Raw genomic sequence first — 24,207 nt, 5'->3', positions numbered from 1 at the left:
CCTCTACTAATAACTAATTAAAATGGGTATTCTACTTCCAACCTCCGCCTAGGTCTCTGTAAACATGAACTGCGGCGTTAAGTTGTTCTTTTTTAGTATCAATCAATTCTAAATTTGCTTCCAATGCATCACGTTGTGTCATTAAAACCTCAAAATAATCTACTCGCGCTGATTTAAATAAATCATTTGACACATCAATTGACTTGTTTAGTGCATCAACTTGTTGTGATTTCAAATCATAGCTTTTTTGCAGATTATCAATTTTAGAAAGCTGATTAGATACTTCTAAATAAGCGTTTAAAATCGTTTTATCGTAATTGTACAAAGCTTGAAGCTGTCTTGCATTTGCACTTGAAAACTCAGCCTTAATTGCGTTTCTATTGATCAATGGCGCAGCAAGATCTCCTGCCAATGAATATAAAAGTGATTCAGGTAGCGTAAACAAATAAGATGGTTTGAAAGCTTGAACTCCAAAAGCTGCCGTAATGTCAAGTGAAGGATAAAATTCTGCACGAGCCACTTTTACATCTAGTTTCGCAGCAACCAATTCTAATTCTGCTTGTTTAACATCAGGACGATTCATCAACAATTGAGATGGAATCCCTGCGCTTACTGAAGCTGGCAACAAAGTCAAGAATTTTGTGTTGCTTCTTTTAATTTCTTGAGGATAACGTCCTAGCAAGAAATTAATTTTGTTTTCCGTTTCTTTAATTTGTTGTAAAATATCAAATTCCATACTTTTTGAAGTCAATACTTCGGCTTCAAACTTCTTAACACCAAGTTCTGTAGCTCTTGCTGCTTGTTTTTGAATTTTCACAATTTCCAAAGCGTTAGATTGCAAAGTAATAGTTTGCTTCACAATATCTAACTGATTGTCTAGCGCTAATAATTCATAATACGAATCAGCTATCTCTCCAATAAGATTGGTAACTACAAAGTTTTTCCCTTCAACAGTTGCTAAATATCTGTTTAAAGCTGCCTTTTTTGAATTACGCAGTTTTTTCCAGATATCAACTTCCCAGTTTGCATACGCTGCAATAGTAAAATCTCCAAGTGGATCTGGAGTTTCAACACCAGGTTTGATTTCTGTAGTGGCATCACCAGCACCTTGGCTGGTATACCTTCCTACTTTTTCTACTCCAGCTCCGGCACGAACACCAACTTGCGGCAATAAAAGTCCTTTACGAACTCTAACATCGTTCTTAGCAATTTCGATTTCCTGTAGCGTCATGTTTAACTCCTGATTGTTTTTCAGGGCCACATCGATCAAATCGACAAGGTTTTGATCCTTAAAGAACTCTTTCCATTTTACAGTTGATGTATTTGTTGTATCCTGAGTGGCAGCAGCACTAAATGATTCTGGAACAGGCGCACTAGTGGTTGCCGTATCAGGTGCAGGAGCTTTACAGCCAACTACAGCCAAACACAACCCTACTGCAGCGCTATATTTATATACTTTTAATTTATTATACATGATTGTTGTCAATTTCTTCAGTTAATGGGTTTTCTTCTTCATGTTTAACCAATTTGTGTTTTTCTGCAATTCTTCCGAAGATGTAATACAATCCCGGAATCAAGAACACCCCACAAATAGTTCCGATAAGCATTCCTCCCGCAGCTGCAGTACCAATAGTTCTGTTACCAATTTTACCTGGGCCAGTTGCAAAAGCAAGAGGCAGCAAACCAGCGATAAATGCAAACGAAGTCATCAAGATAGGACGGAACCTTGCTTTTGAACCTTCCATAGCTGCTTCAAGAACCGATTTTCCTGCAGCATGCCTTTGAATCGCAAACTCAACGATCAATACGGCATTTTTACCTAATAAACCAATAAGCATTACCATGGCAACTTGAGCGTAAATATTATTTTCTAATCCTGTGAATTTCAATAAAAGGAACGCTCCAAAGATACCTGCTGGCAAAGAAAGAATTACTGATAATGGCAAAATGAAACTTTCGTATTGAGCCGCTAAAACCAAATAAACGAATCCTAAACAAATCAAGAACACCCAAATTGCTTGATTACCTTGAGCAACCTCATCGGCAGAAATACCTGCCCAGTCAATATCATATCCTCTAGGCAATTTTTTCTCTGCAATTTGTTGAATTACTTTAATGGCCGTACCAGAACTGTAACCCGCCGCTGGAGAACCACTAATTTGCGTTGAGGTGTACATATTATGACGCGTAATCTCAGAAAGTCCGTACACTTTTTCTAATCTCATAAAAGCAGAATAAGGAACCATTTCATCACGATCATTTTTAACATACAGTTTCAAGATATCATCTGGCTGTGCACGATATTCTGGCGAAGCCTGAACAATTACTTTATAGTTGATACCGAATTTGATAAAACTGATTTCATAGTTACTACCTACAAGAGTTGACAAAGTATTCATTGCATTCTCGATAGAAACTCCTTTTTGTTGTGCCAAATCATTATCGACTTTCATCATGTATTGAGGGAAACTCGAGCTATAAAAACTGAATACATTCGATAATTCTGGCTGTTTATTCAACTCAGCAACAAATTCATTGTTTACCTTCTCCATTCGTTTATAATCTCCAGAACCCGTTTTATCTAACAAACGAAGTTCAAATCCTCCAGCAGCACCATATCCAGGTACAGCAGGTGGCTGGAAAAATTCGATATTTGCCCCTGCAATATCTTTACATTTTTCCTCCATTTCATGCATAATCTCAATAACAGATTCTTTACGGTCACTCCAATCTTTAAGGTTGACCAAACATGTTCCTGAGTTTGCACCAGTACCTTCAGACAGAATTTCATATCCTGCCAATGAAGAAACCGATTTTACTCCATCAATAGTTTCAGCAATTTTCTGAACTCTCTCTGCAATATTGTTGGTTCTTTCTAATGATGAACCAGGAGGTGTCTGAATAACTGCATAAAACATTCCCTGATCCTCATTCGGAATAAATCCAGAAGGAACAGAACTGCTTATCGCCCAAGTACCAATACAAAATCCGATTAAGGCAACAAATGTTACTGCTCGTCTGTTAACGATTTTTCCTAATACGTTTTGATATCTACCTTGCGCTAAGTTGAATTTTTCGTTAAAAGCATCAATGAATCGATTCACTGGTGTTTTCTTTTTAGGTTTTCCGTGATCATTTTTCAACATCATTGCACAAAGTGCCGGTGTCAATGTCAATGCGACAATACCTGAAAGAATAATAGCTGTCGCCATAGTTACCGAGAACTGTCTGTAAAATACTCCAACTGGACCAGACATAAACGCTACCGGAATAAATACCGCCGCCATAAGAAATGTAATCGCTACGATCGCTCCAGCGATTTCGTGCATTGCTTGTTTTGTCGCTTTAAATGGCGAAAGATGTTCTTCTTCCATCTTGGCGTGGACCGCCTCGATAACTACAATCGCGTCATCGACAACGACCCCAATTGCTAATACTAAAGCAAATAATGTAATCAAGTTTAACGAAATATCGAAAAATGTCATGAATACAAATGTTCCTACTAATGATACAGGTACCGCAATTGCTGGGATAACTGTTGAACGCCAGTCTCCTAAGAAAAGGAATACCACCAAACCTACAAGAATAAACGCCTCTACAAGTGTATGGATTACTTTTTCAATAGAAGCATCAAGGAATTTAGAAACGTCATATGAAATTTCATAATCCATTCCTTTAGGGAATTTTTGTTTGATTTTTTCCAGTTTTGCTTTAACCTCTTCGATAACCTGATTCGCGTTACTTCCAAAAGATTGTTTTAATACGATCGCTGCAGATGGTCTTCCATTCAAATTAGAATAGATATCATACATCGAGCTTCCAAATTCAACCTTAGCAACATCTTTCAAACGTAAAAGCTCTCCATTTGAATTTGCTTTTACTACAATATTCTCGTATTGTTCTTTTGTTGTAAAACGTCCAGAATATTTCAATACATATTCGAATGCTTGAGAACGTTTACCAGAACTCTCCCCTGTTTTACCTGGAGAAGCTTCCAAACTCTGACTTGATAATGCTTCCATTATTTCATCAGCAGAAATTTTATAAGCCAGCATACGATCTGGTTTCAACCAAATACGCATCGCATATTCACGTGTTCCTAAGATATCCCCAGAACCAATACCATTTACCCTTTTCAATTCAGAAAGTACGTTGATATCAGCATAGTTGTATAAGAACTTCATGTCGGTATTTGGGTCTGTACTGTAAAGGTTCACGTACATCAACATACTCGGCACCTCACGTGTAATTTTGATACCCTCACGAATTACCAAAGGAGGAAGTTTATTTGTAACCGAAGCCACACGGTTCTGAACGTTAATTGCTGCTTGGTTAGGATCTGTACCTAAATTAAATACTACTTTTATAGTAGCCTCACCATCATTACCCGCATCAGAAGCCATATATTTCATTCCAGGAACACCATTCAAGGCTCTTTCCAAAGGAATTACAACGGCTTTAATCATCAACTCACCATTCGATCCTGGATAATCTGCCGTAACGTTCACCATTGGTGGTGAAATGGTAGGGAACTGTGTAATTGGCAAACTCAATACCGACAACACTCCCAAAAAGACAATAACCAACGATATAACTATCGATAGAACAGGTCTTTGAATAAATTTATTAAACATTTTTATATTTTTTAATGATTATTACCAATAGAACCTATTCCGCTTTTACGCGTAAATGTTTTATTACCTCTTGAGGCGCTTGGAATTCATATTTAATTTTGTCGTTTTCTTTTACTTTCTGAACACCTTCAAGTAAAATTCTATCATTTTCTGTAATACCGCTTTTTATTACATATAAATCAGGTATTTCACCAGTAATTGTAATTTCTCTAGAGCTAACTTTATTGTCTTTCCCTACTACAAAAACGTATTTTTTATCCTGAATTTCATAAGTAGCTTTCTGCGGAATTACAATAGCATTTTTAAGAGGCAAGAACATTTGAACTTGTCCTGTTTCTCCATTTCTAAGTAATTTTTCAGAATTTGGGAATCTCGCTCTAAAAGCGATATTTCCTGTTTCATTGTTGAATTCACTTTCAATTACTTCAACATTTCCTTTATACTTAAAAGTATCCCCATTTGCTAAAACTAAGTTTACTTTATTTTCTGCACGACCCGCAACATTAGTTTCATACTGAAGATATTCTGGCTCAGTAACATTGAAATAAGCAAACATTTGACTATTGTCTGAAAGGCTTGTCAATAATTCACCTTCGTCAATAAGACTTCCTAATTTTAATGGAATACGGTCAATCGTTCCGTCAAACGGAGCTCTGATTTCTGTAAATGATAAATGTAGTTTTGCTAATGAAACTTCAGCTTTTGCTGATTGCAGTTTAGCCTGCGCAACACTTAATTCGTTTTTAGAAACGATATTTTTATCTGCTAAAAGTTTAGCATTTTGTAATTCAATTTCAGTTGATTTTTGTTCAGCCTGAGCTTTAAGCAATTCTGCCTGATACATGTTAGGCATAATTTTAAACAACAATTGGCCTTTTTTTACAAACTGTCCTTCGTCAACATAAATGTTTTGTAAAAACCCCTTTTCTTGGGCACGTAATTCAATATTTCTCACAGATCTAATCTGCGAAACATATTCTTTAGTAAATGAAGTATCAATTTTTATCGGATTTGTTACCGTAAATTTTTCAACTTCTTCTTTTTCTTCTTTTTTAGTCGTACAACTAGTTAGGCACACAAAGGCCATTAAGCCTGTGAACAAAATAATTCTTTTCATGATTTAGTTTGGAAATTAAGCGATTCAATGCTTGGAATACAGTGATTCCTTTGGATGGAAAAATGCATCAGATACCAATAGATATAACCAAACTTATATACAAGAAGAGGTAGAAAAAAATATACATCAACAAGATAGCAGGATTACAGCTGAGGTAACCGATGTATATTGTTAAATCAAATTCTTAATACTCGCTGCGTAATGTAGATAGGATTTGAATGCGCTAAGAAAGGCGCGTAGATTTTAAATCGATTTGATTCGTTTGTTGCAGATTGATCTGAAAAAGTCAAATACCAGCTATCAAGTATGCTGTAGTTAACTGCAAAAAGTTTTACCGGAAGCCCATCATTTAGATCGTCATTTCCTGACAAATCTTCACCAAGATCAATATCTGCATCTTCAATAACTGAAGTGCCTCTTTCCTGATTAGTGAATTTTACACGGTGCTTTTTTTCGAAGGTATGATGTTGAGAACCATCAAAAGTATTGGCATTAAGATATTGGCCTCCGCCTGACAGAAGCAAATTCATGAATACTAAAAATACTATTAACTTTCTCATTCGGGTGCGAAAGTAATAAAAGATTGCAACAAAAAAAATAAAATAAGAAAGTCTTAACATGTCCATAATAAACGAAAACGATTTCATTTTTCTTCATTGCTCATTTCGCAGCCAAATTGATCAATTTATAGCAAAACAATAACGAGGCCTCATTTTGAATTGGCGTTTATTTTAAAAAAGCATAATTTAGAATGGAAAAAACATCAAAATGATAAATAACTGGCATCAAACATCTTATTTACAAATTCCGATGCTTTTTTTATAGCAAAATTTCCATTATTGTAAATTCTTGACCTTCTTTAGTGAAAATTTTATGTGTATCGACCATTCCGAATTTCTCATAAAATGCTTTTTTGTTCGTACGTGCATTACACCAAATTTTGGCACTGTTTTTTTGCTTCGCAAGGCTAAAAATATGCTTCAGCAATTCTGATGCTATTCCTTTTCCTTGAAATTCTTCCAGCGTTGCTAATTTTCTAAACTGCATTTCATCATCTTTAAAAAAACAAGAAACAATAGAAACCAACTTTTCATCTAAAAATGCTCCAAAATGCAACCCTAAATCATCTTCCATTAATTGAACATATTCAAAAGGCAAATTGGGCCACATTACTTCATGACGAATTTGCCAAGTTTGAGAAGGTTTAATCTCAGTAATTTTTAATGAATTCATTATTTAATCTTTTCTTCAAATTTAGAGCATTTTACAATTTGATTTTAAATGAAACACAAAAACAGCATTACACTCATTTCCAAAAAGATAACTTAAAATAAATAAGATAAATCATTCGAAATTAATTTTTAATAATTAATTTTATAGAGTCGAAAACAAAAAATCCATTTATGAAAAAATTCATTCTCGCAGTATTGTTATGTATTAGTGCAAATGGTTTTGCACAATTAATACAAGTTGGTCCTCAATTTTCTACTAATATAACTTCGGCTGTCACGGATGATTTTAGCTCTAAAAGCACAGGAACAGATTACGGATTTGCAGGATTTGTACGCGTAAATTTGGCCCTCTTTTATGCTCAGGGAGAATTTGGTTATGCACAATCAAAATTCAGCGTTTCGCAAACTGGAGTTGGGGAAACAGAATACGAATTGGGTGGAACAGACGCAACTTTACTTGCGGGATTAAAAGTATTGCCTCTTGGAAAATTAGGCAATGTGAGAATTTTTCTTGGATATAACTGGAAAAATTATTCCGACATCAATGCCAGCAATAATCTAAATTTTATTGCTTTTGAAAAAAACAACAGCAGTTTTGTAGGTGGCGTTGGAGTTGATTTATGGCGATTTACAATAGATTACAGATATCTTGCCGGCGTAACGGATCTTGATCCTTCGGGAAGAAGTTTGAAAACTGGAATTTCAAATTTTTCAGTTGGCTTTAAATTTTTATAAAAGCTTTCATTTCAAAACATAAAAAAAGGGAATCAAATATTGATTCCCTTTTTTTATTTCACTTTGACAAAATATGCTTCTTCATTATCACTGGTAATTTTTTTGACGCCAGTTTCTGTTTTTTTTCCAATATTTATTACATGAAGCACATTCGTTTCTTTATTCAAAAGACAACTCCAAATAGTTCCGTCAGAAAGAATAATATCTGAAAATGCTGCATCTGAGGCATCTTTTTCATAATACTTTACATCTTCTGTTTTAATCAGTCTTTTGAGCTGCGTTTTCTTGTCAGTTTCATAAAACAAAATTTTATCCTTGTTTATTTCAACTGTTTCCTCAACTTCTGTTTTATCTGTACCTTTAATTTGGGCCCAAGTAGGCTTATCCCCGGCCATTTTCCAAGTGCCAACAAGATAATTTAAAGCATCATCTCGCAAAATAGTTTTTAATGCATCTGCCTTTTTTCTAGATTCTATTCCTATTTCATTTTCTGGTTTAATTTTCGATGCAATAACAAATAAATCTAATGCGTTTTTAAAATCTTCCTTTTTATAATAGGAAACAGCCAAATCGTATTTGTTTTTCTGAAACTTACTTTTAATATCCGTTTGTGCTATATTTTTTATTGAAAACAGTATAAAAACAAGAATAAAATAATTTTTCATTGGTTTGGGGTTTATTTTTTAAAATTTCCGCAAACTTAGCGAATTAATTATTTTAATGATTACGGTTTCCCACAATAATCAGTAAAAAAAAACTGCTCCATTTTTGAAGCAGTTTTATATGAGCAATTTAAATATGAAATAAATTTATTCTTGATTGGAAAAAGAATTTAGAATTTCCATTGCTTTATCGCTATCTTGTTTACTAACAAAAATATGATCATGATAATATGCTGCGACAACATTACAGCTTATTCCCGCATTTGACAGTGCATTAGAAAACGCCGCTGTTAATCCAACAGCTTCGAGAGAAGAATGCACCGAAAGTGTTATCCAGGACATTATTACAGTGTACTCATATTGCAATTCTATAGCAGTTTCTTCTTTAAGAACAAGCGTAATAGCTTCGTTCTCTTTGAAGAACATTACTACTTGATCTAAATTTATGTTGCCTACTTTTTCTACTTTACAAAAAACATAATTGCCAGAATTATGTACCGGTCGCATTGTTTTAAGCAACTTTTGCAAATCTCTTTCACCAGACATTTTCCTTTATTTTAAAAATTAATTCTTAGTAACTCTTATATAAAACAAAACCGTCTTTTCTAGATCCAAAAGACGGTTTAATTAATTTTGATTATTTATTCAACCAAAAATTATTTGTAGGTGATGCGTCCATAAAAATACCGCCATCAATAGTAATCTGTTTAATTTCTTTCTTAGTTTTTAGAAAAACTACTGCCATTTTTTGATTTTTCTCCCAAACTGCAGGAGTTTGATGTACTGTTTCAGCTGAATTATCCGTGTAAACTACTACTATATCAAACGGAACGGCAAAACCTCCTACGTTTTCAATTGAAACTTTATTCTTGTTTACTTCTTTAACTGAAAGATCAATATAATTGTTTGTGAAAAACCAATTATTGAAAAACCAATTCAGATTTTTTCCTGTAGCTGTATTAAACGAATTGAAATAGTCCCAAGGAATTGGGTGTTTTCCGTTCCAATTTTCCATATAAGCATGTAAAGCTTTCTTGAATAAATCATCCCCTAACATATCTTTCAAAGCTAAATATGAAAGTGAAGGTTTTCCGTATGAATTGTTTCCATAACCTGGGCCTGAAAGTTGAGATGACATTGAAATAATAGGCTGATCCTCTTCTGTAGATAAATCGGTGATGTATTGCTGCACTCTAAAACTTTTATAAAATTTATCTGCAGCTTCTTTACCATGTTCTGAAATTCCAATTAAATATTCAAAAGTAGTTGCCCAACCTTCATCCATAAATGCATAACGCGTTTCATTAATTCCCATGTAGAACGGAAAATAAGTATGTGCCACTTCATGATCCTGAACCAACTGTGCAAAAACTGGATCACCCATTTGTGAATCGTTGCACATCATTGGATACTCCATATCGGCAAAACCTTGAAAAGCGGTCATTTTAGAAAATGGATACGGAACTCCAGGCCAATTATTTGAAAAGAAATCTAAAGCGTATTGATTGTTTTTAATCGAATTCACGAAATCTGTTCCTTTTACATCGTAAGCTGCCTGAACACTTGCACGTCGATTTGTTTTTTTGTCGACAACCACACTGCTCGCATCCCATAAATAATGGTCACTTAATCCAAAACAAACATCCGAAATATGTTTTGCTTCAAATTTCCAAATGTTCCAATCATTTTGTTTCGTTACCAAACCGTTTTTCATTTCTTGCTCATTTGCAATATGCATCACCTCATCTGTTACGTAAGATTTTTTAATACGCGCTGCAAATTCTGGTTGTAAAACCTCATCTGGATTCAGTAAATCCCCTGTAGCATAAACCACATAATTCTTTGGAGCTTTTACTGAAAAAGTGTAATCATTAAAATCATTGTAAAATTCCTGACGGTCTGTATGAGGAAGCATGTCCCATTTATTGTAATCATCAAAAACAGAGACCCTAGGATAACTGTAGGCAACAAAAAAAGTAGTTTCGTCAATTTGACCTTCTCTCCCGCTTTCTTTAGATAATGGATAATTCCAATCAATATCAATGGTAATTTTAGAATGTGGCACAAGTGCTTTTTTCATTTTAACACTCCCAATAGTTCCCCAACTTCTTGCATCTTCTTTGTATACTTCTCCTTCAATTTTTAGAGACGTAATCGTAAGTCCGTTACTTAAAAAATCTTCACTTACACTTCCTCCGCGTGGAGAAGTAGGCTTATGAAGATTATTGACAAATCTAATTTTAAGATTTCTTAGGGTATCATTACTATTATTTTCATAAACAATAGTTTCAGTACCACTAACCATTTTTGTTTTGGCATCTACTGTAATTTCCATGTTGTAATTACCGTGATTCTGCCAATAATTTTTACCAGGTTTTCCGTCCATAGAACGAGTTCCTTTTGCATAAGCATCTTTTATATTTCTAGGCATATAAAGTTCTTGCGCGAAGGCATTTTGCGCAAAAAAAGCCAAAGCAATTAACAAAAACTGCATTGATTTTGTTCTCATAATTGTTTTAAGATTTTGATGATTTTATTTCGATATAATATTAGTGGATTTTTTTAACTTATTGTTACAATAGAGTTAGAAAAATTTCAAAGTTTCAAAGTTTCAGGTTTCAAGTTTGCGATGCTGAGCGAAGGCGAAGAATTAAAACCTTAGCACCTCAGAACCTTTGTCCCTTAGCTCCTTCCAAAAAAAAAAAACCGTCTCTCTCAAAAGAAAAAGACGGATCTCCTACAATTAATATATAACCTTAATAACTACAAAATATAATCGGTATTAATGAAATTTGATTCTTTGCTGTTTAGCAATTCCTGCAAAATTTCATTGTTATAAGCGATATCTTTTGAGGCTACGAACGTACGAATTGAAAAAGAACGCAAAGCATCTGGAATACTTAATGTTCCTACAGCAGAGTCTTTACGTCCAGTAAATGGAAACGCATCTGGTCCTCTTTGGCAAGAGCTATTCAAGTTTACTCTACAAACTAAATTTACCAAAGCATCAATAAGTGGTGCCAAAGTTTTAATGTCTTTTCCGAACAAACTTACTTGCTGGCCATAATTTGATTCGGCCATATCTTCAAGAGGTTCGTTGATATCTTTAAAAGAAATAATTGGGACTACTGGACCAAATTGTTCTTCGTGATACACTCTCATTTCTTTATTTACTGGATATAAAACTGCCGGGAAAATAAAGTTTTCTGTATGTTTTCCTCCCTTTTCATTTATGATATGTGCACCTTTGTGTTTTGCATCATCAATTAATCCTTGAATATATGAAGGTTTGTCAGTCTCCGGAAGCGGCGTCAATGAAGCTCCTTTTTCCCAAGGATTTCCAAATCCTAAACTGTCTACTTTTTCAGCGAAACGTTTGTTGAATTCTTCTCTGATTGATTCGTGAACATATAAAACTTTTAATGCTGTACAACGTTGACCATTAAAAGATAAAGTTCCTGCGATACATTCCTGAATAGCCAAATCTAAATCGGCATCTGGAAGAATAATTGCTGGATTTTTTGCTTCTAAACCTAAAATCAAGCGAAGTCTGTTTTTATTTGGATGCTGATCCTGAAGTGCAATCGCCGATTTGCTGTTTCCAATTAATGCCAAAACATCAATTTTTCCAGATTTCATAATTGGCGAAGCTACTTCTCTTCCACGTCCGTAAACGATATTGATAACGCCTTTTGGAAAACTGCTTCTGAATGCTTCCAACAATGGCGAAATACATAAAACACCATGTTTTGCAGGTTTGAAGATCACAGCATTACCCATAATCAAGGCCGGAATCAATAAAGAGAAAGTTTCGTTTAATGGATAGTTATATGGTCCAAGACATAAAACAACTCCTAGAGGTCCACGGCGAATCATGGCATTTACGCCTTGTACTTTCTCAAAGTGTGCACTGCGTCCGTTTAATTCTTTATAGCTGGCAATGGTATCGTAAATATATTCAACCGTTCTGTCAAATTCTTTTTGCGAATCGCCAAGGTTTTTTCCAATTTCCCACATCAAAAGTTTGACTACTTCCTCACGGGTTTCTTTCATTTGTTTAACGAAATTCTCCATGCATTTGATGCGGTCAGCCACCTTCATTGTTGGCCATAAACCTTGTCCTTTATCATAAGCCGCATTTGCAGCTTCAACAACCTCGGCCGCTTCTTTTTCTGCCATAAACGGAATCGATCCTAATAAAGTTGGCGTATATTTTTCTGTAGAAGAAATTGTCGAAAATACTGGCGTAGTTTGCCCTGTCCATTTTTTCAGTTCTCCATTTACAAGATAGGTATCTTGGTTTATCAGACTTTTGATCTGATATTCTTCTGGTATTAAACTCATGATCTGGTAATTTATAGTTTGGTTATTAATAGCATTTTAAACGAAAAAAGAGGCTTTTATGCGCCTCTTCTTCTATTTTATGGTTGTACGGTATCTCCTTCCCAGTCCAGTATACCACCAAGCAGATTGTAGGCATTTTCAATCCCTAATTCGTTCATTATCTGACATGCTTTGGCGCTTCTCGCACCAGAACGGCAATACACATAATAATTTTTGTTTTTATCTAATTCTTCAATTTCATAAATAAAAGCCTGACCTTTATTGATATCAATGTTTACAGCATTTTCAATATAGCCATCATTAAATTCGTCTTCAGTTCTTACATCAAGTATAACTGCATTTTCGTCAGCGTTTAACTGAGCAACCCAATCTTCTTGTGATAAATTCATAGTATTATGTGTTTTTGTAAAATTACGACGTTTCTATTTATAAAAAACGTACCAAATGCGATTTCGATTATTATTCTCAGAAAACGTTTTAGAGAAAGGATTATAATCAGTGAATTACAAATTTAGTTACTATTTTTAAAAATTCACTCTACAAAATCGATAGAAAATTAGGATTTATTCATTTGCATAAAATACAACTCAAATACCAATTCCTGATAATTTATACCACATGAATCTATTATCTTTGTAAAAAATTACAATTTTTAATTCGATTTTGACAAAAACATTAGCCACGAATTGCACAAATTTCCACAAATTAAAGTGTAGAAAATAATGTTTTGGCAACAAAACAAAACACACACACCGAAAAAGGTAAAATATTTAAAAAATATTCGCCATCAAGAGCAAAGCAGACACCAAATCAATTAGTGAAAATTTGTGCAATTCGTGGCAAAAAAAATAATCCATGCAAAACTCCGTAAAAAATATCTTTCCTAATTTCTCCAATGAACTCGTTGCTACAATTGAAGAAAACGGAAGCCAGCAAAACTTTGAGGCCGGAACCATTTTAATGCGTACGGGACAATACATCAAAAACACGGTTTTGATCCTAAAAGGAAAAATCAAAATTTACCGCGAAGGCGAAGATGGAGGCGAATTTTTAATGTATTATTTGCAACCCGGGCAAGCCTGTGCCATTTCGATGATTTGCACTGCCAAAAGCGAAAAAAGCCAAATCATGGCTAAAGTTGTTGAAGATGTAACTGTCATGATGATTCCGCTACAATTGATGGATAAATGGATGATGGAACACCGATCTTGGTATGAATTTGTTATCGAAACCTACAGAAGTCGTTTTGAAGAAGTTCTGGAAGTTGTTGATAATATTGCTTTCCGATCTATGGATGAACGTTTGGAATTTTATTTGAAAAGACATTCTGATGCTTGCGGTTGTTCTGAAGTCAAACTTTCACATCAAGAAATCGCAACCGAATTAAATACGTCAAGAGAAGTTGTTTCGAGATTATTAAAAAAAATGGAACAACGCGGTTTGGTCAAACTCAACCGAAACCAGATTGAGTTATTAAACACGAAGTTTTTTTTGAACCATTAAGATATTAAGTTAATTAAGTTACAACGCTTAATTTTCTCTAGCGATGCTATAAAAAGAAAGTTAAGCTTAATTAGCTTAATATCTTAATGGTAAATTTTATTTCGTCCCTTCTGTGATAAATGTTACTGTAAGTTTCTAATTTCCGAAGCAACTTTGCATCAAAATAAATGCAATGGAATATTTAGGCTATTTTGCTTCAATCATAATCGGGATCTCGCTGGGCTTAATTGGCGGTGGCGGATCGATTTTGACTATTCCAATTTTAGTGTATTTGTTTAAAGTAAATCCAGAGCAGGCAACTTCTTACTCTTTATTTATTGTTGGATTAACAGCGCTTTCCGGAAGTTACAGCCATTACAAAATGGGAAATTTAAAATTAAAGTCGGCTTTGTATTTTGCAATTCCTTCTGTGATTTCGATTTTGATTATCCGTGAAGTTATATTTCCACAAATTGCTTCTACCCTGTTTTCAATCGCTTCGTATTCGGTATCAAAAGATTTTCTGATCATGATTGTCTTTTCGGTTTTGATGATTACCGCGGCGATTTCGATGATCAAGAAACCTCAGCCAGAAATAAAAAATGCCGAAACAAATTATTTTCAGTTAAGCATAATTGGTTTTCTAGTTGGAATTGTAACGGGATTTCTTGGAGCCGGAGGCGGATTTTTAATTATTCCCGCACTTTTGTTTTTTGCTAAATTGCCAATGAAACAAGCCGTTGGGACTTCTCTTTTAATTATTACAATAAACTCTTCAATTGGCTTTGCAGGCGATTTATACATTGGAACTCCAATTAATTATCCATTTTTATTAGGTGTTTCAGGAATGGCGCTTCTCGGAATGATTATCGGAAGCCAGCTTTCTAAAAAAATCGACGGAGCAAAACTAAAACCGCTTTTCGGTTGGTTTGTTCTCGTAATGGGATTTTATATTATTACAAAAGAGGTTTTATTTTAGAATTTATTGTTTCACGCAGATTTAGCAGATCTGGGCAGATTTTTAATATTTTGAATTTAGTTTTACTTGTAGGCAGAAACTAAGAAAATCCGTTTGTTTTGGGGAATAAGCGGATTTGTGTTTTTTGGGATGTTTTCGCCACGGCAAACGGGCTATCCGCTAAATTCCCGATTAATAAAAACTAAGACAAAAACCCTTGTTTTTCTAAATCGGGAGATCTCGCTTCTATCCCTAACGCAAAATCGTATAATCCTAGACTCTCCCATTTTATTATTTAAAAGAGTCAAATATTTCTTTATTATCTAATATAAACTTCTCATTATTCCTATAAACCGTAATAATTGTTTCGCCACTTTTCTTTACAACAGAATCTCCTATCTTAATTTTTGGCCAAAACTGACCAAAAACGGCAAACTTAGTTTCATCATTTAAATAAATCATTGACGCATTATGATTAAGTTTTTCAAATCCTTTATCAACTACAACTCCTTGAAAACTTTCTTCCTTAATACTTTTGAGTCCATTATTGTGTCTTTTTTTATCTGTATCTATAATAAATGACCTAACGAAAAGAAAAATTGCAAAAATAGCTATAACAATGCGTAAAGCCTTTTTCAATTGTTTATCTGAAAACCAAAAATCTTCTTTTTTCAATGAATTCTATTTTTTTATCAATTGCCTCCAGCTTTAGCTGGAGGTAAACAAATCTATATAAATAAAAGGCTTTAGCCAAACTTTACAGTTTTGGCTAAAGCTCAATTCAAATCCAAACAAAAACCTCCAGTTAAAACTGGAGACAATTGATATAATTAATTCGTGAAAATTAGTGTAATTAGTGGCAAAAAAACTCAATGCTCCCCATACCCAATATCATCCATCTTCCCGCTAAAAACGCGATACTGAATAATAAAATAAACAATCACCAAAAACAAAGCGACAAAAAACCAGCTCAATCCGGCATTTAAACCATATTCGTGCGCTGCTGTATTGTAAATTGTCAAAGACGGATTTACATTATTAGTTGAAGGCAAAACATTCGGGAAAATCGAAACAGCTGTTGAAGCAAATCCTCCCACTAAAAATAAGGTCGAAAACACAAATCCGTGACCGTCTTTTTTAAAGGAACGAACTTTGAATAATCCTGCAATTCCAACAAAAGTCATTAGAGGAAAAAACCACAAAATTGGATTTTCTATAAAATTATGAAACGGTTGAGGTTCTATAAAATGCCAAATTCCTAGTGAAATAAAAACCAAAACAAGCAAAACAAAATTCAGTTTAAAAACTACATTTTTAAGTTTCGGATTTAGGGCAGAATTTGTTTTATAAATAATCCAGTTGGCGCCGTGAATAGTCAAGGCAACTGTGCTCACAATTCCTAAGAAAATGGTAAACCAATCTATAATTCCCAATTCACTTGCTTGCGGACTAAAAGTTGGATTCCATAAAGGCAGAAAGAAAAAATGCGGTTCTTGTGTTGAAACACCGTTTTCTACCATTCCGAGATTTACTCCGCGTACGATATTTCCCAAAGCAATTCCGAAAAATAAAGCCAGAAGCAAACTCGCAATTCCGAAAGCTTTATCCCAAATCGCTTCCCACATAGGATTGTGTACCTGCCCGCGCATTTCCAATCCGATGGCGCGAAAAATCAAAAGCCATAAAATCATAATCAAAGGCAAATAAAATCCGCTGAAAGAAGATGCATATAAAGTCGGAAAAGCAAAGAATAAAACCCCTCCGGCCGCAATCAACCAAACTTCATTAGCATCCCAAAAAGGGCCAATTGCATTTGTGATCGCTTTTTTATCTTTTTCTGTATCGGCAAAAAATAAATGAATAATTCCTGCACCAAAATCATAGCCGTCTAAAACCAGATAAACAGCTAGAATTCCCATTAAAACTACGTACCAAAAAAATTCCATACTTATATTTTTTCTGTTGAAAGTTCCACTTGATGAGGTCCTTTATTGATAATTTTTCCAACCAAAAGCAAAAACAGCATTCCGAGTAAAAGATACAACCCAATGAATCCCAATAAAGTAAACAAAGTATTTCCCGAAGAAACTGTTGGTGAAGCGCCGGAAGCAGTTCGCATTAAATTATAAACCAGCCAAGGCTGTCTTCCTAATTCGGCAGTGTACCAGCCTGTTGTATTGGCTATGTAGGGGAACGGCATCATAAACATGAGCGACCATAAAATCCATTTGGTTTCAAATAATTTTCCTCTTATTAATTGAAAAAGTGAGAGAATCATTAAGCCAATAAACACAGTTCCGAGTCCAACCATAATATGATATGCATAATACAATCCGGAAATATTTGTTGGATGTAAATCTTCTTCAAAATGATCCAAACCTTTTATTTCCTGATCCCAATTTCCGTAAGTCAGGAAACTCAAAATATTTGGAACCGCGATTTTGTTATCCAGCTTTTTATCTTTTACATTCGGCTGGCCAATTAAAACAATTTCAGAACCTTTTTCTTCTGTATGAAAAATTCCTTCCATAGCTGCAAAAGTTACTGGCTGGTATTTCACCACATTTTTTGCTGCTAAATCTCCTGTTGGAACTGCTACAAAAATGCTCGAAATCAATCCGAAAATCACTCCTGTTTTTAAGAACAATTTCCCGAAAGAAACATTTTTTTTGCTTAAAATATAAAAAGCTCCAATTCCGGCAACAACAAAAGAACTTGTTACCAAAGAAGCCGCTTGATTGTGCAAATAAGAAGGCCAAAGCCAAGGGTTTAAAAACAAAGCCTGAAAATTATTCAGAACAAATTTTCCGTTTTCCAAGATTTCATAACCAACAGGATTCTGCATCCAGGAATGCGTGGCGATGATTAAAAATCCGCTGGCCCAAGAACCAATCATGATTAATAATCCGGTTACAAAATGCCATTTATGTCCAAGGAGTTTTTCTCCAAATAAAAACAAACCCAGAAAAGACGATTCTAAAAAGAAAGAAAACATGCCTTCCATGGCAAGAGTCTGCCCGATGATTCCTCCCGTTAATTCGGAAAACTTCGCCCAATTGGTTCCAAATTGAAACTCCATTGGGATTCCAGTTACCACGCCCATTGCAAAATTGAGGGCAAAAATCTTCATCCAAAAATGAGTGGCGTGATTGTATTGTTCGTCTTTAGTTTTGAGATATTTCCACTTGAAGTAAACTATGATGAGTGAAAGGCCCATTGTAAGTTGTGGAAAAAGATAATGAAAAGTAATCGTGAAGGCGAATTGCATTCGGTCGTAAAAGAGCATTTCTTCCATAAGTGGTATTTGTTTTATGAAGTTCAACAAATTTAACCATTACAACCCGAAATGTCACTCTTAAAAAAAAGTTTATCGCTAGATATTTGTGAAACTTTTCAACAATTTTAAGAGTGTGAATAACACTTCTATTTTTATGATCTTCCACCAAAGTTTGTCATTTCGACTGAAAGGAGAAATCACACTCGTAGCTCGACAAAGATTGGCGATATTCTTTGCGGAATTCCGCGTGTGATTTCTCCTTTCAGTCGAAATGACAATATTGTGTATAGATTTGCATCCTCAAACATAGCCCGTGGTTTCAACCACGGGAAACGTATGGTGATATTCATTGCCCCCCGTGGTTGAAACCACGGGCTATATTTGATTATGTGGTTCTGTTTAATTATTTCTTCAAAATTCCTTTTTCAACGCTTTCATTAATCAAACCTTCGGCGTAATTCCATATCGATTTTGAACCTTCTTTGATAACACTTTTCTTTTCGTAAACTTTATCGTATTTCACTCCAAACTCTTTCCAAGTCCCACCATTGTTTGATGTATTCTGCAATAATGGTTCAAGTCTGTCCATTGATTTTGCGAATTTGGCTTCATTGGTTTCGCCGGCTTCAAATTCTTCCCAAATGGAAATAAAATCTTCCGCTTGTTTCTGCGGAAGCAAACCAAAAATTCGATTTGCGGCTAAACGTTCTTCATCTGTATTATCATGATTTTTTGCTGTATCATATAAAAAAACATCTCCGGCATCAATTTCTACAATGTCGTGCATCAAAACCATTTTTACGACTTTCAAAACATCAATCGGCTCATTTGAATGTTCTGCGAGAACAATTGCCATCAAGGCCAAATGCCAGCTGTGTTCTGCATCATTTTCACATCGGTCGCTGTTGAAAAGCTTTGTTTTGCGCTGAATGTATTTTACTTTATCAATTTCTTTTATAAAAGCAATTTGATCTAATAAATCTGTTGTGTTCATAACCATAATTTTCGTGCATTGCAAAATTACGCAGTTTTTCACCATATAAGCTATATAAGTTCATTTTAGCACGAAGCAAAATATAATGTATCTTAAATTTACTTATATCACTTATGTGATGAATTCATTTTTTTCTCGTAGAAATCAAATTTCTGTAACATTAGTCACCTATTTTACGAAAAAACAAACTTACCTTTGTGTTCCATATTTTAGATTTCCAAATCATGAAAATTGAACAAATTTACACCGGATGCCTTGCGCAAGGTGCATACTATATCACTTCAAATGGCGAAGCGGCAATTATAGATCCGTTGCGCGAAATTCAGCCTTATTTAGATCGCCTTGAACGCGATGAGGTTAAATTGAAATACATTTTTGAAACCCATTTCCATGCCGATTTCGTTTCTGGTCACGTTGATTTAAGCAAAGAAACCGGAGCGCCAATTGTTTACGGACCAAATGCTACTTGCGAGTTTGACTGCATTTCTGCAAGAGACGGACAGGAATTCAAAATCGGTAAAGTGACAATCAAAGTTTTGCACACTCCAGGACATACTATGGAAAGCAGTACTTTTTTATTAATTGACGAAAACGGAAAAGATCACGCAATTTTCTCTGGAGACACTTTATTTATTGGAGATGTTGGCCGTCCTGATTTAGCTCAAAAAGCAGCCGGAATGACACAAGATCAATTGGCTGGAATTTTATTTCATTCGCTAAGAGATAAAATCATGACTTTGGCTGATGACGTAATCGTTTATCCTGCTCATGGTGCTGGAAGTGCTTGCGGAAAAAACATGAGCAAAGAAACCGTTTCGACTATTGGAAACCAAAAAGCAACTAATTATGCTTTGCGCGCTAATATGACCGAAGCTGAATTCATCAAAGAAGTTACTGACGGATTATTGCCTCCTCCAGCCTATTTCAGCATGAACGTAGCCATGAACAAACAAGGTTATGAAAGCTTTGAAACTGTTTTACACAATGGAATGAAAACCATAAAAGCAGAAGAATTTGAAGCAGTTGCGGAAGAAACTGGCGCTTTGATTTTAGATACTAGAAGTGCTGCTGATTTCAGTAAAGGATTTATTCCGCAATCTATTAATATAGGAATCAACGGAGATTTTGCTCCGTGGGTTGGAACTTTAATTGCAGATGTAAAACAGCCAATTATATTGGTTACGACTGTTGGAATGGAAGAAGAAACCGTAACACGTTTGAGTCGTGTTGGTTTTGACACAATTATCGGCCATCTAGAAGGCGGGTTTGAAGCTTGGCAAAAAGCAGGTTTTGAAATCGATACTGTAAATAGAATTACTGCTGAACAATTTGCGAACGAATTTAAATTTGGCGAAGATAAAGTTATAGACATCCGTAAAGAAACGGAATATGAAGCAGAACATATTGACGAAGCTTACAGCAAACCTTTGGCTTATATAAATGATTGGGTAAAAGATATTAATCCAAATGAGCATTTTTATTTACATTGCGCTGGCGGTTACAGAAGCATGATTGCGGCTTCGATTTTGCAAGCGAGAGGTTTCAGAAATTTCTCTGAAGTTGAAGGTGGTTTCGGAGCGATTTCTAAAACTAATGTTCCAAAATCAGATTTTGTTTGTCAGAGCAAAACATTAAAAGCATAATTTTTTTTTACCATTAAGATATTAAGTTAATTAAGTTGGAACGCTTAATTTCTCTTAACCTTCTTTAAAAAGTTTCATTAAGCAGCTAGTTCTTAATTTTCTTAATCTCTTAATGGTAAAAAATAAAAAAATTAATTTTTATAGTAAAAAATGAGCATATTAGAAATTATTCGTGAACCATGGCCTTGGTACATTGCTGGCCCACTAATTGGACTAACAGTTCCAATTTTATTAATTATCGGAAATAAATCTTTCGGGATTAGTTCTTCGCTTCGTCATATTTGCGCGGCTTGCATTCCGGCAAATATTTCGTTTTTTAAATACGATTGGAAAAAAGAAAGCTGGAATTTATTCTTTGTTTTAGGAATATTTTTTGGAGGCGTTATTGGCGCTTACTTTTTATCGAATCCAAATCCAGTTGAAATTGCTCCAGAACTTTCAGAGCAATTGACGACTTACGGAATCACAGATCATTCTGGTTTAGTTCCGGCACAATTATTCTCATGGGAAAGTTTATTGACGCTTCGCGGTTTTATCATGATTGTTGTGGGCGGATTTTTAGTTGGTTTCGGAACGCGTTACGCCGGCGGATGCACGAGCGGACATGCGATTATGGGACTTTCAAACTTGCAGTGGCCATCATTAGTAGCAACAATCTGTTTTATGATTGGCGGCTTTGTAATGTCACTTTTGATTTTACCTTATATTCTTTCACTTTAAAATTTCGAAAATGAGTTTAGAAAATAAAAATATAGATGGCGAAGGAATCAACGCAAGCCAAAAAAAAGAAGCAGGATTTGCAAACCTTAAATATTTAATCGTTGGAATCCTTTTTGGTATTGTGTTCGTAAAAGCCGAAATCATCAGCTGGTTTCGTATTCAGGAAATGTTTCACTTCCAGTCGTTTCATATGTATGGCGTAATTGGATGTGCTGTTGCTGTTGGATTACTATCAGTGCAATTGATTAAAAAATTCAATATCAAAACTCTTGATGGCGAAAAAATCGAAATCCAACCAAAGACTTTCAGCAAAGGGCAAATCTACGGCGGACTTATGTTTGGTTTTGGATGGGCCATTACAGGAGCTTGTCCGGGGCCACTTTTTGCACAAATTGGTACTGGAGCGACTGTAATTGTTGTTACTTTATTAAGTGCTATTGCTGGAACTTGGTTTTACGGCTTGATTAAAGATAAATTGCCTCATTAAAAATTAATTTGTTTCAAGTTATAGTTTGTTTCAAGTTTCAAGTTGAAAAAACAACAAACCCGACAGGTTTTAAAAACCTGTCGGGTTTCTTTTTATTACTAGTTTCAAGTTTCGTACAGCAACTTGAAACTTGAAACCCTAAACAAATAAAACAAGATTTTTTTCTTCATCGATTTTTAATTTCATTTCGTTAAGTTTGCTTTTAACAGCACTTCCGCAAAATAAATACTAAAAACCAGCATGAATCGCTCCGAACAATTATCCAGATTGCAGAATACCGAAAAATGGGATGTAATAATTATTGGCGGGGGCGCAAGCGGACTCGGAACTGCCATTGATGCTGCATGCCGTGGTTACAAAACCATCTTATTTGAAGCTGTAGATTTTGCAAAAGGAACTTCAAGCAGAAGTACCAAATTGGTTCATGGCGGTGTACGTTATTTGGAACAAGGAAATGTGCATTTGGTAAGAGAAGCATTAAAAGAAAGAGGATTGCTAGCTCAAAACGCTGGGCACTTAGTCAAAAATCAATCCTTTGTTATTCCGAATTACCATTGGTTAAGTGGTTATATTTATACTATTGGATTAAAAATTTACGATTTGCTTTCGGGTTGTCTAAGTTTAGGAAGTTCAAAATATCTTTCAAAAAAGAAAACCATCGAAATGCTTCCGAACGTAGAAGAAAATGGTTTGGTCAATGGCGTTATCTATCATGACGGACAATTTGATGATTCTCGTTTGGCCATAAATTTGGCTCAAACTGCTGTCGAAAATGGAGCTTGTGTTTTAAATTATGTAAAAGTTGTCAATTTATTAAAAGATGATAAAAATCAAATCATCGGTGTTCATGCGATTGATCAGGAAACTGGGACGGTTTACGATATTAAAGGCGCTGTCGTAATAAATGCAACGGGAGTTTTTACAAATGCCATCATGAAGCTAAACGATAAAGTCTATAAAAAATACATCGTTCCGAGTCAGGGAATTCATTTGGTTTTTGACAAATCTTTTCTTCCCGGAGAACATGCTTTGATGATTCCGAAGACAAAAGACGGAAGAGTTTTATTTGCCGTTCCGTGGCACAATCGCGTTGTGGTGGGAACAACCGACACTTTAATCAAAAAACAAAGTTTAGAACCTATTGCATTAGAAAGCGAAATTCAATTCGTTCTAGAAACAGCACAACGATTCTTGGCAAAAAAGCCAACAAGAGCCGATGTATTATCTGTTTTTGCAGGATTGCGCCCTTTGGCTGCGCCGAAAGAAGAAGGCAAAAGCACTAAAGAAGTTTCTAGAAGTCATAAAATCATCGTTTCAGAAACAGGTTTAATTACAATTACTGGAGGAAAATGGACAACCTATCGAAAAATTGCTGAAGACATTATAGACAAAGCAATCAAGACAGGCAAATTACCAAAGAAAGAATGTGCTACAAAACATCTTTCCATTCATGGAAACCAACCAACTAATTCATTTGACCGAGAAAATCACCTCTATATATATGGTACCGATATTCCGAAAATAATTGAATTACAAGAAAACGAACCTGAATTAAAAGAAAAACTGCATCCCGATCATGAATTTACGATGGCTGAGGTTGTTTGGGCTATTCGTTATGAAATGGCCAGAACTATCGATGATGTTTTGGCAAGACGTGTGCGTTTATTATTTCTGGATGCCAGAGCCGCAATTGAAGTATCTGAAAAAACAGCGCAAATAATTGCAAAAGAATTAGGCCATGACGAAAACTGGATTTCTAAGGAAATTGCAGATTTTAAAGCGACTTCTAAAGGATTTTTCCTTTCTGAATTCCGATAAACCTTCCTAATCCATTCAAAAACAGCATCTTTTTGAAGATCTGTTCCTATTTGCGTTCAAAATTTATCTTACAAAAATAAAGTTCAAATAAAAACTTCAGAGAT

21 protein-coding genes are annotated in these 24,207 nt (G+C 34.8%); 7 read left to right on the top strand and 14 right to left on the bottom strand.

From position 1 onward, the window contains the following. Nucleotides 1–31: 31 nt before the first annotated feature. From EYY60_RS13365 to EYY60_RS13345, 5 genes are all read right to left on the bottom strand, one after another. Nucleotides 32–1,474 (bottom strand): TolC family protein, encoded by a 1,443-nt coding sequence (locus EYY60_RS13365; RefSeq protein ID WP_132989814.1) that lies wholly within the window; start codon nt 1,472–1,474, stop codon nt 32–34. Next, the gene (locus EYY60_RS13360) at nt 1,467–4,634 is read right to left on the bottom strand and encodes an efflux RND transporter permease subunit (RefSeq protein ID WP_132989813.1); all 3,168 of its coding nucleotides are present in this window, start codon (nt 4,632–4,634) and stop codon (nt 1,467–1,469) included. The genes EYY60_RS13365 and EYY60_RS13360 overlap by 8 nt, the downstream gene beginning before the upstream one ends. A 34-nt stretch (nt 4,635–4,668) precedes the next feature. Continuing rightward, complete coding sequence (locus EYY60_RS13355; protein ID WP_132989812.1) at nt 4,669–5,751, bottom strand: efflux RND transporter periplasmic adaptor subunit; 1,083 nt, start codon at nt 5,749–5,751, stop codon at nt 4,669–4,671. Between the two features lie 176 nt (nt 5,752–5,927). Next, on the bottom strand, nt 5,928–6,311 hold the full coding sequence (locus EYY60_RS13350) for a hypothetical protein (protein ID WP_132989811.1): 384 nt from the start codon (nt 6,309–6,311) through the stop codon (nt 5,928–5,930). 259 nt (nt 6,312–6,570) lie between these two features. Then, nucleotides 6,571–6,984, bottom strand: coding sequence for a GNAT family N-acetyltransferase (locus EYY60_RS13345; protein WP_132989810.1), 414 nt, complete (start codon nt 6,982–6,984; stop codon nt 6,571–6,573). A 170-nt stretch (nt 6,985–7,154) separates the two neighbouring features. Here EYY60_RS13345 and EYY60_RS13340 point away from each other — a divergent pair, with 170 nt between their 5' ends. Next, nucleotides 7,155–7,718 (top strand): porin family protein, encoded by a 564-nt coding sequence (locus EYY60_RS13340; protein WP_132989809.1) that lies wholly within the window; start codon nt 7,155–7,157, stop codon nt 7,716–7,718. A gap of 53 nt (nt 7,719–7,771) precedes the next feature. Here EYY60_RS13340 and EYY60_RS13335 read toward each other — a convergent pair whose 3' ends face one another. The 5 genes from EYY60_RS13335 to EYY60_RS13315 form a co-directional block, all read right to left on the bottom strand. After that, nucleotides 7,772–8,383: a hypothetical protein gene (locus EYY60_RS13335; protein WP_132989808.1), complete on the bottom strand. Its 612-nt coding sequence runs from the start codon at nt 8,381–8,383 to the stop codon at nt 7,772–7,774. 144 nt (nt 8,384–8,527) lie between these two features. After that, nucleotides 8,528–8,926, bottom strand: a complete 399-nt coding sequence (locus EYY60_RS13330; RefSeq protein ID WP_132989807.1) for an ACT domain-containing protein — start codon at nt 8,924–8,926, stop codon at nt 8,528–8,530. A gap of 91 nt (nt 8,927–9,017) precedes the next feature. Then, nucleotides 9,018–10,889, bottom strand: a complete 1,872-nt coding sequence (locus EYY60_RS13325; RefSeq protein ID WP_208749475.1) for a M1 family metallopeptidase — start codon at nt 10,887–10,889, stop codon at nt 9,018–9,020. Nucleotides 10,890–11,143: 254 nt separating this feature from the next. Further along, nucleotides 11,144–12,724, bottom strand: a complete 1,581-nt coding sequence (locus EYY60_RS13320) for an NADP-dependent glyceraldehyde-3-phosphate dehydrogenase (protein ID WP_132989806.1) — start codon at nt 12,722–12,724, stop codon at nt 11,144–11,146. A gap of 77 nt (nt 12,725–12,801) precedes the next feature. After that, the gene (locus EYY60_RS13315; RefSeq protein WP_132989805.1) at nt 12,802–13,113 is read right to left on the bottom strand and encodes a rhodanese-like domain-containing protein; all 312 of its coding nucleotides are present in this window, start codon (nt 13,111–13,113) and stop codon (nt 12,802–12,804) included. A gap of 466 nt (nt 13,114–13,579) precedes the next feature. On the opposite strand from EYY60_RS13315, the gene EYY60_RS13310 reads away from it, so the two are divergent. Together EYY60_RS13310 and EYY60_RS13305 are read left to right on the top strand one after the other, a co-directional pair. Continuing rightward, nucleotides 13,580–14,227, top strand: coding sequence for a Crp/Fnr family transcriptional regulator (locus EYY60_RS13310; RefSeq protein ID WP_132989804.1), 648 nt, complete (start codon nt 13,580–13,582; stop codon nt 14,225–14,227). A gap of 172 nt (nt 14,228–14,399) precedes the next feature. Continuing rightward, entirely contained in the window at nt 14,400–15,185 is a 786-nt protein-coding gene (locus EYY60_RS13305; RefSeq protein ID WP_132989803.1) for a sulfite exporter TauE/SafE family protein, read from the top strand. Nucleotides 15,186–15,455: 270 nt separating this feature from the next. On the opposite strand, the gene EYY60_RS13300 is transcribed toward EYY60_RS13305, so the two are convergent. The 4 genes from EYY60_RS13300 to EYY60_RS13285 form a co-directional block, all read right to left on the bottom strand. Beyond that, the gene (locus tag EYY60_RS13300) at nt 15,456–15,839 is read right to left on the bottom strand and encodes a hypothetical protein (RefSeq protein WP_132989802.1); all 384 of its coding nucleotides are present in this window, start codon (nt 15,837–15,839) and stop codon (nt 15,456–15,458) included. A 194-nt stretch (nt 15,840–16,033) separates the two neighbouring features. Beyond that, a complete protein-coding gene (gene cydB / locus EYY60_RS13295; RefSeq protein ID WP_132989801.1) occupies nt 16,034–17,110 on the bottom strand; it encodes a cytochrome d ubiquinol oxidase subunit II in 1,077 nt (358 codons plus the stop codon). 2 nt (nt 17,111–17,112) lie between these two features. After that, nucleotides 17,113–18,459, bottom strand: a complete 1,347-nt coding sequence (locus EYY60_RS13290; RefSeq protein ID WP_132989800.1) for a cytochrome ubiquinol oxidase subunit I — start codon at nt 18,457–18,459, stop codon at nt 17,113–17,115. Between the two features lie 385 nt (nt 18,460–18,844). Beyond that, nucleotides 18,845–19,435, bottom strand: coding sequence for an HD domain-containing protein (locus EYY60_RS13285; protein ID WP_132989799.1), 591 nt, complete (start codon nt 19,433–19,435; stop codon nt 18,845–18,847). 224 nt (nt 19,436–19,659) lie between these two features. Here EYY60_RS13285 and EYY60_RS13280 point away from each other — a divergent pair, with 224 nt between their 5' ends. From EYY60_RS13280 to EYY60_RS13265, 4 genes are all read left to right on the top strand, one after another. After that, a complete protein-coding gene (locus tag EYY60_RS13280) occupies nt 19,660–21,078 on the top strand; it encodes an MBL fold metallo-hydrolase (RefSeq protein ID WP_132989798.1) in 1,419 nt (472 codons plus the stop codon). Nucleotides 21,079–21,228: 150 nt separating this feature from the next. Continuing rightward, nucleotides 21,229–21,798 (top strand): YeeE/YedE family protein, encoded by a 570-nt coding sequence (locus EYY60_RS13275; RefSeq protein WP_394346642.1) that lies wholly within the window; start codon nt 21,229–21,231, stop codon nt 21,796–21,798. Nucleotides 21,799–21,808: 10 nt separating this feature from the next. Next, nucleotides 21,809–22,285 carry a DUF6691 family protein gene (locus EYY60_RS13270; protein WP_132989797.1) on the top strand — a complete coding sequence of 159 codons (477 nt, stop codon included), beginning with the start codon at nt 21,809–21,811 and terminating at the stop codon, nt 22,283–22,285. Between the two features lie 240 nt (nt 22,286–22,525). Then, entirely contained in the window at nt 22,526–24,103 is a 1,578-nt protein-coding gene (locus EYY60_RS13265) for a glycerol-3-phosphate dehydrogenase/oxidase (RefSeq protein WP_132989796.1), read from the top strand. Nucleotides 24,104–24,207 lie beyond the last annotated feature (104 nt).

The sequence above is a fragment of the Flavobacterium zhairuonense genome (genome assembly GCF_004352915.1).
Lineage (GTDB): Bacteria > Bacteroidota > Bacteroidia > Flavobacteriales > Flavobacteriaceae > Flavobacterium > Flavobacterium zhairuonense.
Note: the sequence above shows the minus strand (reverse complement) of the source record. Positions and strands in the feature narration are given on the sequence as shown.